Annotated in this window: 9 protein-coding genes; 6 read left to right on the top strand and 3 right to left on the bottom strand. The window is 51.0% G+C overall.

The features are described from left to right. Positions 1-34: 34 nt before the first annotated feature. Positions 35-1,147, bottom strand: a complete 1,113-nt coding sequence (locus tag ACY0JR_RS14085) for a glycosyltransferase family 4 protein (RefSeq protein WP_462634740.1) — start codon at positions 1,145-1,147, stop codon at positions 35-37. A 135-nt stretch (positions 1,148-1,282) separates the two neighbouring features. Between ACY0JR_RS14085 and ACY0JR_RS14080 the strand changes: the two genes are divergently transcribed. The 4 genes from ACY0JR_RS14080 (at position 1,283) to ppk1 (ending at position 6,062) form a co-directional block, all read left to right on the top strand. Continuing rightward, positions 1,283-1,981, top strand: a complete 699-nt coding sequence (locus tag ACY0JR_RS14080; RefSeq protein WP_462634739.1) for a SirB2 family protein — start codon at positions 1,283-1,285, stop codon at positions 1,979-1,981. A gap of 6 nt (positions 1,982-1,987) precedes the next feature. Next, positions 1,988-3,193: a GTPase HflX gene (gene hflX, locus ACY0JR_RS14075; protein WP_462634738.1), complete on the top strand. Its 1,206-nt coding sequence runs from the start codon at positions 1,988-1,990 to the stop codon at positions 3,191-3,193. Positions 3,194-3,399: 206 nt separating this feature from the next. After that, the gene (locus ACY0JR_RS14070) at positions 3,400-3,897 is read left to right on the top strand and encodes a SixA phosphatase family protein (RefSeq protein ID WP_462634737.1); all 498 of its coding nucleotides are present in this window, start codon (positions 3,400-3,402) and stop codon (positions 3,895-3,897) included. Positions 3,898-3,932: 35 nt separating this feature from the next. Then, positions 3,933-6,062 carry a polyphosphate kinase 1 gene (gene ppk1, locus ACY0JR_RS14065; RefSeq protein WP_462634736.1) on the top strand — a complete coding sequence of 710 codons (2,130 nt, stop codon included), beginning with the start codon at positions 3,933-3,935 and terminating at the stop codon, positions 6,060-6,062. 304 nt (positions 6,063-6,366) lie between these two features. Here ppk1 and ACY0JR_RS14060 read toward each other — a convergent pair whose 3' ends face one another. Continuing rightward, positions 6,367-7,419 carry a DUF6268 family outer membrane beta-barrel protein gene (locus tag ACY0JR_RS14060; protein ID WP_462634735.1) on the bottom strand — a complete coding sequence of 351 codons (1,053 nt, stop codon included), beginning with the start codon at positions 7,417-7,419 and terminating at the stop codon, positions 6,367-6,369. A 39-nt stretch (positions 7,420-7,458) separates the two neighbouring features. Beyond that, a complete protein-coding gene (locus ACY0JR_RS14055) occupies positions 7,459-11,202 on the bottom strand; it encodes a metallophosphoesterase (RefSeq protein ID WP_462634734.1) in 3,744 nt (1,247 codons plus the stop codon). A 392-nt stretch (positions 11,203-11,594) separates the two neighbouring features. Here ACY0JR_RS14055 and ACY0JR_RS14050 point away from each other — a divergent pair, with 392 nt between their 5' ends. Both ACY0JR_RS14050 and ACY0JR_RS14045 read left to right on the top strand, forming a co-directional pair. Continuing rightward, complete coding sequence (locus tag ACY0JR_RS14050; protein WP_462634733.1) at positions 11,595-12,188, top strand: hypothetical protein; 594 nt, start codon at positions 11,595-11,597, stop codon at positions 12,186-12,188. Between the two features lie 71 nt (positions 12,189-12,259). Next, positions 12,260-12,850 (top strand): hypothetical protein, encoded by a 591-nt coding sequence (locus ACY0JR_RS14045; protein WP_462634732.1) that lies wholly within the window; start codon positions 12,260-12,262, stop codon positions 12,848-12,850. The last annotated feature ends 64 nt before the right edge of the window (positions 12,851-12,914 follow it).

Below are 12,914 nucleotides of genomic sequence, written 5' to 3'. Positions count from 1 at the left end.
TAAATCTCCTCATCTTCAAATTTTCAAATCTATTTTATTTACCGGTTGCTTCTTTGATGGCTGCAAAATAACGGTCTATCACGAACTTCTCATCAAATTTTTCTTCGGCCAGGCGGCGGCTGTTTTGACCCATGGTTTGTAGGGCAGTGTCAGAAAGCAGATAGAGTTGCTCCATTTTAGCGGCCAGATCGGTAGCGCTGCGTACGTCGCAGAGATAGCCGTTGTAGCAGTGAACCACAGTTTCTTTGCAGCCAGGCACGTTGGTGGTCACAATGGGTTTGGCTAAGGCAGCGGCTTCTAGCAAGGTGCGGGGCGTGCCTTCGCGGTAAGAGGGCAGCACTACACAGTCTGCGGCATGCATTACGCTGGCTACGTTATCTGAGGTGCCCAGGTATTCGAGCCAGCCGTCGTTGGCCCACTGTTCCACCAGCACCCGCTTCACGCCAATGTTGCCTTCCTCGTCAATGCCGCCCAGCAATTGAATGCGTAGCTCGGGGTATTTGGCTTTCAGGATTTTAGAGGCCTCTACGTACTCCACTAAGCCTTTTTCATACAGCGCTCGCGAAACCATCAGAAATACGAAGGGATTCTGGCGTTGAAAGGTAGCAGCCGGTTTATATCTTTTGGTATCAATGCCCGAGCCGGGAATGACTTCGGTGATGGATTCGCGCACCAGTTTCCGGTCTAAGAACAGGGCTTTGTCGTCTGAGTTCTGGAAAAAGACTTTGGCCGGAAACTGGAAGGAAAACCGGTACAGCGCCATCGCGATTTTGGACACCAGGTTCTGCACAATAAATACCGTTCCTAGGCCAGACACGTTATTGATGGTAGGAATGCCCGCCAAGCGTGCCGCAATAGAGCCGTAAATGTTGGGTTTGATGGTGTATTGCAGGATCACATCGGGCTTTACGCTTTTGTAAGCCTTCAGGAATTTACCCACCAGCAGCATGTCTTTGAGCGGGTTGGTACCTTTGCTTTCCATCGGCAACGCCACAAATTGACAACCTTCCGCCACTAGTTTCTGTGAATAAGCATCTTCGGGGGCAATGGCCACTACGTCATGCCCGGCGGCCATCAAAGCTTTGACCAGGCTGAGGCGAAAGTTGAAGATATTCCAGGACTTGTTGATAACAATAGCAATGCGCATGGGGTACAATAAAGCAAAAAACAAAGATAGCAGCAGATTTGGCAGCAACCCGCACCGGCAGACAGAATCTGCACCGGTTTATCGGTTTTAAATCTCTTTGTGTTTACTTTGCCCTGCTTTCTACCCAATACCACCATGACCACCGCTTTCTTACACATTCATGTTCTGGTAGTAATCCTGTTCCTAATCTTGTTTCTGGTAAAGGCGTTTCTGCTTTTCCTCAACAAGCCTAAAAACTTGGACAAGACCCGCGCCTCCACCAAAATGCTGGACATTGTGTTTGGCGCGCTTATTCTGGTTTCTGGTGGGTATCTGGCATTTAACTACAACGGGCCGTTGCCTGCCTGGCTGCTGGTGAAAGTAGTGCTGGTGTTAGCGGCCATTCCGCTGGCCATTGTGGGGCTTAAGCGGCACAGCAAACTTTTAACCGCCGTAGTAGTACTTATTTTCGGGTACGTGTACGGCATAGCCGAAACCAAAAGCCTGAAAATACGTGCTGATAAAGGCGAAGCCGTTGCCGTTTCTCCTAACGGGAAAGTGGGTACGGCCTCTCCCCACCCCGGAAAGGCCAGCCACCCCATTTTAGCCCAGTTGGAAGGAACGCAGTTGGAAAACACCAAAGCCATTTACACGGCGCTGTGTGCCAATTGCCACGGCGAAGACGGACAGAAAGGAGCCAGTGGGGCCGTAAACCTGCAAAAAAGCACCTTAAACGTGGCAGAGCGCCGCGAGGTGATTGCCAACGGTCGCGGCCTGATGCCCGGCTACAGTTCCCAACTCTCTGAACAGGAAATAGAGCTGCTGGCGCTCTACTCCACCTTGCTTAAAAAGTAAAATTACATGAAGAACCAACTCCATATTACTGCCAAAGAACAGGAAACCGCCGTACTGGTGGCCGTTCCTGAATACAAGCAGACCGACGAAAAAACCAAAGAGTACCTGGACGAACTCGCCTTTCTGACCGAAACCGTAGGCGCCAGAACCCTGAAGCGCTTCGTGCAGAAACTAGACAAACCAGACTCCAAAACCTACGTGGGCAAAGGAAAACTGGAAGAGATTGTGGCCTACGTGAAGGAACATAAGGTAGACATGGTCATTTTTGACGATGACCTTTCCCCGTCACAGGTGCGCAACCTGGAGCGCGAGCTGGAAGTCAAAATCATTGACCGCAGTTTGCTCATCTTGGACATCTTCGCTCTAAGAGCCCAAACCGCCACGGCGCGTGCCCAGGTAGAACTGGCGCAGTACCGCTACCTCTTACCCCGCCTAACCAACATGTGGACTCACTTAAGCCGCCAGAAAGGTGGGGGCGTGGCCATGCGCGGACCAGGTGAAACCGAGATTGAGACCGATAGACGGATTGTGCGCGATAAAATCTCGTTGCTCAATGATAGGTTGGAGAAATTTGAGAAGCAGAACTTTGAGCAACGCAAGTCCCGCTCAGGCATTGTGCGCGTTTCTTTGGTGGGGTATACCAACGTGGGCAAATCTACCATCATGAACGTGCTCACCAAAGCAGACGTCTTCGCCGAAAACAAACTGTTTGCCACCGTAGATGCCACCGTGCGCAAAATGGTGATTGAGAACATTCCGCTGCTGCTCTCAGACACGGTTGGGTTCATCAGAAAACTGCCTACCAAACTGATAGAAAGCTTCAAGTCCACGCTGGATGAAATACGCGAGTCTGATCTGCTGCTGCACGTGGTAGACGTGTCGCACCCTTCGTTTGAGGAGCACATTGCCGTAGTGAATAACACCTTGAAAGACATCCATTCAGCGGACAAGCCGGTGATTCTGGTCTTCAACAAAACCGATCTCTACCTGCAACAGCGCGAACAGGAACTGAAAGAAGACAACCCAGAGGCCTTGCCAGACATCAACGAACTGAGATCGTCTTACATGGCCAAGCAGCACACACCGGCTATCTTTATCTCGGCGGCCACCCGCACCAACATAGATGAGTTACGCCAGGTACTGCTGGAGCAGGTTTCCAAAATCCACTATGAGCGGTACCCCAACAATGCCCCGCAGACAGAGCAGTATTAGTCCTGTTTTCTGTAAAACAGGCCTGAAACGGACCTTTGTTTTAGTAAAGCATGCATCGGGAATCATCCACGTGAAAAACGGCTGGTTTTCCGGAAAGAATACAAAAACAGACCATTCTTCCGGCACAACCATTTTAGGGTTCATTCAGTAAACATGAAAGCCACAGCTGCACCTCAGTTGTGGCTTTCATGTTTACTGAACGCGAGATGAAAACACTATATCTATTACGCCACGCCAAATCCAGCAGGAAATATGAGGAGCTCAGTGACCATGACCGGCCTTTAAACAAAAGGGGTCGCACAGACGCTATCCTTATGGGTCAGGAATTGGTAGAAAGGGAAATAAAGCTGGACTTGATTATCTCCAGTTCAGCGGTACGCGCCATCACCACCGCCACGTTGGTGGCCAAAGAGCTAAAGGTGCCCACAGAGAAAATAGGCGCCCAGGAAGAGCTCTACCTCATCTCCCCAGATGACCTGCTCATTTTTGCCCAAGCCTTGCCAGATGAATACAACCACGTTATGCTGGTAGGCCATAACCCTACGCTCACAGAACTAGCCAACCGGCTGAGTACAGAGAAAAGCATTGACAACCTGCCTACGGGCGGTATAGTAGGCATCAGCTTTGACTGCAACTATTGGGGGCAGATTTCCCCAGACAATGCCAGGCTGCTTTTCTTTGATTTCCCTAAGAACTATCGCTAAGGCGGGGCTGTATTGCCGCGCAAAACCAAACCAGAATGGCCTCAAAAGATAATATTGATTTAACTGAATCTTCACAGGCCAGCGCTTCTCACCAAGATGTCCCGCTTATCAGCCGGGAGCTGAGTTGGCTGGCTTTTAATTACCGGGTGCTCCAGGAAGCCAAAGACCCGCGGGTTCCGCTGCTGGAACGCCTCAATTTCCTGGCAATTTTCTCCTCTAACCTGGACGAGTATTTCAAAGTACGGGTGGCCACCATGCGCCGCCTGGTAAAGCTGAAAAAGAAAACCCGCGACAAACTGGAAGACGACCCGTCACCGGAACTGGAGGAAATCATTGCCGAGGTAACGCGGCAGCAGGCAGAATTTGGCCAGGTTTACCGAAATGAGTTGCTTCCTGAGCTCCGCCAGGCGCACATTCACCTCATTGATGAAAGCGAATGCACAGACGGTCAGCACCAGATGGCGCTTGACTATTTCCGGCATCAGGTGAAGCCGTTGCTGGTGCCCATTATTTTCAGCACCAACCCCAGCCCGCTTTTCCTCAAAGACCAGGTGGTATACTTCATCGTTCGGCTTACGCCGAAGGAGGGGCCCGAACAATACGCCCTTCTGGAGATTCCTACCCAAAAACACGGCAGCCGGTTTGTGCAGTTGCCCGTGGAGCAGGGCGAGCATTACGTAATGCTGCTGGATGATGTGATTAGGGTAGGTTTAGCAGAACTGTTTCCCGGCTTTGCCGAAGTGGACGCCTACGCCATCAAACTCTCCCGCGACGCCGAACTGGACATTGAGGAAGAAGTGTCGGGCAATTTAATGGCCAAAATCAAGAAAAGCCTCAAGAAACGCGAAACCGGCCACCCCAGCCGCCTGCTGTATGACCCTGAAACCCCGGAACCCATGCTGCACGCCCTGCTGGACCGCATTGGCATCACCACAGATGAACTGGTAGAAGGCAGCCGTTTCCACAACTTTCGGGACTTTTTCGGGTTTCCCAAGTTTACGCTTCCCGGGCTTTACTATGAGCCGCAGCCCCCGTTGCCGCACCCTGTGCTGGAGAAAGCCCCCAGCATTCTGGCCGCCATGCAAGAACAGGAAATCATGGTACACTACCCGTACCAAAAGTTTGACTACGCCCTCCGGTTCTTTGACGAAGCCGCCGATGACCCGGCGGTGACCAGCATCAGTGTCACCCTGTACCGCGTAGCCGATAAATCAAAAGTGGCCAAAGCCTTAATCAAGGCCGCCGAACACGGCAAACTAGTGACGGTGGTAGTGGAACTGAAAGCTCGTTTTGACGAAGAATCCAATATTTACTGGGGAAACAAACTGGAGAAAGCTGGAGCCAACGTCATCTACGGCGTGCCAGACCTGAAAGTACACAGCAAGATTGCCTTGGTTACGCGCCAGGAAAACGGCAAGTCTGTGCAATACGGTTACCTGAGCACTGGTAATTACAATGAGAAAACGTCCCGCATCTACACAGACCACGCGCTCTTCACTACAGATGAACGCCTCACCAGTGAGTTAAGCAAGGTCTTCCACTTTCTGGTAGAAGGCGAACGGAACCTCACGTTTGAGCACCTCTTGGTAGCCCCGTTCAACCTGCGCGACGGCTTGAATGCGCTCATTCAGCACGAGATGAAACTGGCCCAGGAAGGCAAACCGGCGTACCTTATTGCCAAGATGAACGCCCTGCAAGACAGCCGCATGATTAAGCAGTTGTATGAGGCCAGCCAGGCGGGCGTGAAGATTGAGTTGTTGGTGCGTGGCATCTGCACGCTCATCCCGGGCGTACCCGGCCTGAGCGAAAACATCTCTGTGCGCAGCATTGTAGACCGCTACCTGGAGCACGGCCGCATCTATGTGTTCGGGAACGGGGGCGAGGAGAAAGTCTATGTCGCCTCCGCTGACTGGATGAACCGGAACCTTAGCCGCCGGGTGGAAGTAGCGTTCCCCATCTACAACCCTACCCTGCGCCAAGAAATCCGCCACGTGCTGGACTTGCACATGCGAGACAACCATAAATCGCGCCTGTCAGACAACCAGTACTGGGCTTCTGAAGAGGCTTCCGTTTCCATGCACGCCCAGTATGCCACGTATGACTACCTCAAGCAAATGGCAGTCCAAAGCGGCCTAGAAGTGACTCCTGCAGACATCAAAGTGTAGCAGGAATCTGCCAAACTATGGAAGACAATGTCTGTGCCTGCTAAATACCATTCGCTCGCGTCTCGCGAGCGTGAGCTACCTTCAGCCTCTGGCCGTTTCTTAGCTCGTTTCGAATAAACATATCCAAAGCGGCGGAACGTCGCAGGTAGCTCACACTCGCGGGACGCGGGCGAGTATTCTGCTCTAGTTTATTCCTTTAAAAGATGAAGCCCGCCACATTCTCTGTGGCGGGCTTCATCTTTTAAACCTTTACAGAAACGTTTAGAGGCTATTTTACTTAAAACAGGCCTGAAACCACAACACGCTACTGCTTCAGGAATCGGCGGGGCGGCACCAGGAACAGTTCCACGTTAAAGTAAACCGCATCTTTGATGTGCGTTTCAATCAAAGGGGTGGCAGTGCGCTGACGGCCGTCATACAGGTTAAACCGGTGGTTGTAACGGTACCCAGACTCCAGCGCGAACCACAGGAAATCATAGATTTCGCGGTCCCACCGCAGCCTTGCTTTCAGCTCTGATTTGCGAAGCTCCACGGTTTCATATTGGTTGAAAGGCTCTGTGTTTATGTTGATGTTGTACGTGGCCCCTTCAATCTTGTAGCCCATGTAGAGCAGCGACTTCTCAGAGAAATTACGCCTGAACGTGACATTAGCCGGAAAGATGGCTTCCACGCCCCATTGGTCATTAAAGGTGCGGTTATACAAAAGGGCGGGATAAAAAGTCTGTCGGCCGAAGGCATAGCCCAGTTGCACGCCCACCCCAAAGGAAAAGTAAGGGCTTTTCTTCCAGCCGTAAATAGCCTCCATGGAGGTTCTCAGGTACCGAGTCAGGCTTATGTCTTTGTACTTTCCGTAATCGCCGTTCAGCTCACCTTTTACCCGGAAGATGATAAAGTTTTGGTAGTTGATGGGCCGCAACATGACCAACTGCCCGTCCAGTGAGCGCAGGTTTTTGTCCTGAAGGCGTTGGTACAACGGGTATTGCTGCGTAGCGGGTTCTTTGTAGTTGAATTCCTCCAGAAAGTACCCGGCCCCAAACACCAGCTTGAAGTGCGGATTGTTCACCAATGGCGCGTACCCCTTGAACTCAAACCGATTGCTTCTGAGCACATCTGCCCGGGCATCTTCCACGGTGCTCTGCTGGCCCCGGGAATGCATCCCAAACCGAGGCAGCCGCTCATACCTTATAATCAGCCCCTTGCTTTTGCCCATGCCTATAACCGAGGGGTTGGCCAGTTCCTGCGGGTCTGTGGCTGCCTGCGCCGCTCTTACTGAATCACTGAAAAGACCTTGTGCGTTTACCTGCTCCCACGCGTGCAACAGAATCAATATCCCCAACAGAATTAAAAGCTTTTTCATGCCCGGCAAGCGTTTTGTAAATAATGAAGGTGCAACCTGTTAAAACAAGAATCCGAAGTTCACATTGAAGAGTTTGTCTTCTTCGCCCACAGAATAGGTGGCATTTACCACGGCCTGCTTGAGTACGTCAATCCAGATACCGCCGCCCACGCCGCGGTGTATTTTGTTGGAGTCTTCCCCATCGGTCCAGACGCGGCCGTGGTCTACCAAACCCATTATCCCAAACTTACCCGGAAACAGGTACACGTTGAACTTGAAGACCTCCACTCGTACCTCGGTGTTCTGGTAGAGCGAGCTGCGCCCGGCGAAACGGGTACGGCGGTAACCTCTCAGGTTGGTGAGTCCGCCCAGGGTATTGGCCTGGTAGAACGGGAAATCGCCTATGTTGTGGGCACCGCCAAACCGGGCGGCCAAGGTCAACTGGAACGGCAGACGCGGTCCAATGTAGAACATGAATTCTGAGCTGAGGCGGCCAAAGTTCCGCTTCTCTGCGCCTAGTTGGCGGTTATACGAGAACTCGTTCAACCATTTGAGGCCAATGCGCGGGTTAATGGGCGTGCTTACCGCCTGCAGGTTCAGGAAGCCCCTTACCCCCGTGAACTGCTCCATGCCGAACTCATCTTCCGGCAAGGTCTCTCTCACAAAGGCTCCTGATTCGCGCTGAATTTCAAAGCGGTCATAGAATGGCCCAATGCCCATGCGCACAAAATGGGTGAAACTGGTATTGATGGTGGGCGAAACCACCATGCGGGCTATTCTTAAGTGGAAATCATCAATGTCGCGGTTCTCTATGGTCTCATTACCCAGCCCGAAGTAGTTGATCTGGTACTGCGGCCCGTAAATGGCGGCTTTCACCCCCAGATCCAGGTTGTCATTGAGGATCTGCTTGAATTCTGAGTCATACCTGATGTTGTAGGCCTTGGTAGCAAACGCGTAATTGGCCCGCAGGTAATGCTGAGAGGCGTACGGCTGTTTCCGGAACTTGTGGTTGCGGTACACGACCCCACCGCCCAGGAACAGACCATCATCTACGTTATACTCTACAGACAAACGCGGCCCGAAGTAAGGGATTTTGTAGTTGTCGCGGTCATAGAGGTTTACTTCTTCAAAGGCCTCGGTTTTATCTTCGGCCTCTGGGCTAAGCGCCAGCACGTTTTTCTCGCCGGTGAAATCATAGACTTTGGTTTTGCGCACCGCCCCTTTCACAAAGGATTGATCTGAAATGGAATCATTACCCTCGCCGCCAATAATCCTGAGCATGGGGCTTCTTTTCACATTGCCTGTTACCTCAAACACGTCATCGCCGCCCAGGCCGTACAACCTGATTTCTTCGGTTTCTTTATTCAGGAACAGACGTTTGTACAACACCTTAGACACGCGGCCCTCTTTGTTGATCTTGCGCATGGTCACCTCGGTTTCATCATCTGAGATACGGCGCACCTCAAACTTCTCGCGTTTGTCTGACCCGGCAATGTCCACGTCCTCGGCTAAGTGCAGGTAATACTTCTCGGCTACCTGCGGCAACAGTTCCCTTCTGGACTTCAGTTTGGAGATGAGTTCTGGGCCGGAAATAGGAAATACTTCCGGGGGCATCTGCCGCACGGCTGCTTCAATGGCAGAATCGGTGAGGGAGGCTTTCACCTCATTGGCCATGGCTATCCACTGTGCCCGCGTCACGCTGGACAGAAACGTGCGGTCTACGGTAAGGGCGGTCAGGTTGAGCCCTTTGTAGTCGCCGTAATCTTTCCCGAAATGCTGGAAATTGCGCACGGCCCACCTCCTGCTCACCAACCAGGGAATAAGGCCATCTGCCTTGAAGAAAGCAATGTCACGGTCTTCGGGTACGGGTCTATAGGTTCTGTTATCATCACCGGACTTGGTTTCCACCCAGCGCCATTGGCCCTCGTGCCGGTCCCAGTCGCCGATGAACATGTCCAGGAGGCGCGCCCGGGCAAACTCCGTTTCCACTATTTGGTTGTCATGGTCGTTGCGCTTGCGTTCCAGCAATTTCTCAGTGCCTATGATGTTGGTGGCGTTCCCCAGGCTGGCTACGTCTGAGTGGTCTTCGTCAGCATCTTCTTCCAGAAAGCCCACGGTGTTGCCGAACTCATCCAGGTACTGGCGCAGGCGCGGGTCACTAGGTACATACACCAGTTTGGGGTTGGTGTGGTACACCCCGGCGGCTTCTGCCAACTGGGCGGCAATGAGCGCCCCGTACGGATGCTGCGCCGAGATCTGGTCCTGCAACAAATCACGGGCGAAGGTTTCCTGTAAAGCTTCGGGTAACACATTGGTAGGGTCTTTGTTCACCGACCGCAGTGTGTACTCGCGTCCTTCTTCATTGCGTAGTTTCAAGGAAGAGGTCTGCTTTCCGCCGCCTTTCTGGTAAGGTACCAAGCCGCCTTTTTCGCGTTGTAAATCAAGCACGGGAAGGGTGACCGGAGTCAGCCACTCGCGCCGGTAATGGTTGCCCAGTAAGCCGTTCTTGAAGCTGCCCGCGCCGTAAGAAACGTTGGCTGCCACCGTTATGGTGCTGTCTCTGTAATCTTCGGTAGAGACGGCAACCTGCTCGGCCTCTGGCTTGGTTTTGGCGTACATGGGGGTTCTGAAGGACATGCGAGCCGGTTCATCGTCATCGTTCTTCGCCCAGAATTCTACCCATGCTTCTCCATTCTTGTAATAGTTGATTCTGGCGTATCCCTGCGATTTTTCGGCGTACAGGGCATCTCCTCCATTTTTCACGTGCTGCGTCTTACAACCGGCCCCACTCACAATGTGCGGCAACTTGCCTTCTTTGAAGTACTGGAGGTTATGCTCATGCCCTGCCGCGTACACTATGTTGTCATACTTATTGAAGATGTTCAGCAACCCGTTAATGTAGGCCTGGTAACTGGGGTGCGGAATGTCCTGGGCAATACCGCCGTACTTACGGGCCAGCGGATAGATGGACCCGATAATGGGCAGCGGCAATACCCAGCCTTTTCTAAGGATAGTGAGCGGAAACAAATGGTCTGTAAGCGTGAAATACCCGCCATGTATACCGTTACTGAACAGCGGATGGTGCCCCACCACTACAATGTTTTTGTCTTTGTTCTTTTCTATGATGTCTTCTAGCTGCACCAGCACGTCTACTTCATTGACTACCCCACAAGGGCTTTCGTCGCCGTAGGGCTTGTCATAGGGGTGCAGCCACCAGTGGGAATCCAGCGCAATCAAGACGATTTCTTCCTCCACCAATACCTCAAAGGGTCCGGGGCAACCATTGCCGGGCACATAGAAATCAGTTCCCACCACAATGTTGCTGTCTGCGAGGTATTCTTCCACAAAACGTTCTTCACGCACCACGGCATTCCAGCCATCTGGGGTGCCGCTTCCGCCGCCCCAGTCGTGGTTACCCGGGATCATGTACTTTTCGCCTTTGTACCCTTTGAGGATGTCTAACTGCGCCTTCATGCGGTCCTCGGCCGTTTTACGGTCATAGGCATCTGGTTCGGGCAATCCGTTGTGGTAGATGTTGTCTCCCAGGTACACCACAGTGCTTTTCTCACCAGCCCGGTCAATCTGGGACTTGAGGTGCATTAAGGTGGGATCTGGCTTGTCGGTGAGTGGGGCACCGGCATCTCCTATCAGAAAGACGCTGTACACAATCTCAGAAGTGTCTTTGGGCGTTTGTTCCTGCCAGTTCAGGACATTGCGGTTATAGTAAGGTTTAGAGGTGGTACAAGCCTGCACCAATCCTAAAATAATAAGCGGCAAAAGGAGTAAAACGTATTTTTTCTTCATGAACGATAGGTGCAAAGCTTTCTACTTCTGCGGGCACGTACTGCAAAACAAGAGGTGTGCTGGAAAAATGAGAGACGCAAAATTGCTCCTTATACGGAGTCTGGGCTTCAGGGATTATCCCAACCGCTGTTAAATAGCTTTTGCAGAATATTCACTCCTAGGGCGCAAGTTGTAAATGAACCCATCCACAGACTTTTCTTCGCTGATTCTTCTCTGCCACAGAAGGTAGCAAGAAGCTGTTTTAGAATTGGTTTCAGAAAATCAGTCTTGAAACGGTCCTTGGAGGAAAGCTACATCAGCAGGACAGGAGACCCCAAATTCCAACTTAACTTTCTTGGTAATTGTGGTATATTGGCTGGGCAGTAGTTGCGCCTAATGCAGCAGAATACACGATGATATCTACTTTATTACTGATGTTAATGATGCTGTTTGTTTCATGCAACGGTAAAACAAGCCCACAGGAAAACGTGCCTGAAAACAAACCAGAAAGTACGGCTGCCACTATCAAGAAAGCTCCAGTGTTGCCCTCAACGGTTGAAGTGAATTACGCCAGGCCAAACAATTCAGGAACATCTATTCCCAAAGCGATAGACCCAAGCCAAGTACCAGGTGCATCCGTTGCGCTCAACTTTATGAATAGCTATGTGGATTTCTGCAATGAACGCAAGCAAAATGTCATAGAGTGGTTAAACCGCAGCCAGCACGTTACCAAAAGCTTCAAGGCAGAACACAGAAGCCTTCTTGAGGAAGCATGGAAAGATGATCCAGAATTAGGTTTAGAATTCGATCCAATCTTTGACGCCCAAGATTATCCTGACAAAGGTTTTACCTTGATAGCGTTTGACAAAGAAGGATATCTCACCTTGCAAGGTAAAAATTGGCCAGAATTCACAGTAGTTGTCAAGGTCAAACAAGAAGGCGATGATTGGCTGGTTGAAGGAGCAGGTGTTCTGAATGTACCTGAAAGTAGAAGGGCAACAAGATAAATAACATTCCTACCTACCGTTTAACCGCTCTTTTCAGCCAACAACTTCCCCATCCAATTGACCAAAAATACATGAATAAAATTCATCTTCTCTTTTTCGCTTTCTTATTGCATGTCGTTTTAAGTTGCTCTGATGGTTCGCCTACTGCTGAAGGCTCTAAAGAAAGCCCCGCCATCCATTTTGAGCAGGATATCAGAAAACAGACACAAAAGGACGGGCTTTCAAGTCTCTTAGAGATAAAACGGCAAATTGAAAAGGGGAACTACCGCCAGATAGAAGACCTGATGAACCAGGTTAATACTCACGTTTCGGGAGACTCAATCCAGATGACCGTAGAAGAAAGATTAAGCTTTCCGCAGCCAAGTAAAGAGGTTTTGATAGACTTCTTGAAATCAATCAACGTGGATTCTTTACAAGCTACCAGAAGGTTTGAGAAGAAATATTCCTTTGGTACTGCCCCCACTAAATATAAACCCGACAGCAAGGAATGCCCAGATGGAGTTACTTTGTACGTTGACGAAAACACCAACCAATTCGCCCTTTCTATATTAAACAGTTTCTTGGTTGATGCTGCTATTGGGTGCGCAGAGTCAATGACTATTTACTATTTAACGGCAGAAAGAGGAAAATTACTGTTAAAGAAAATAGACTACGCTGGTTAAGATAACCTGTATCAGGAAGTAGTACCAACACACCACTCTCTCAACGCAAGGCAAAAGAAATTTT

Source organism: Rufibacter sp. JT3400010 (genome assembly GCF_054956755.1).
The sequence above is the reverse complement of the archived record's forward strand: the minus strand, read 5'-3'. Positions and strand labels throughout refer to the sequence as shown.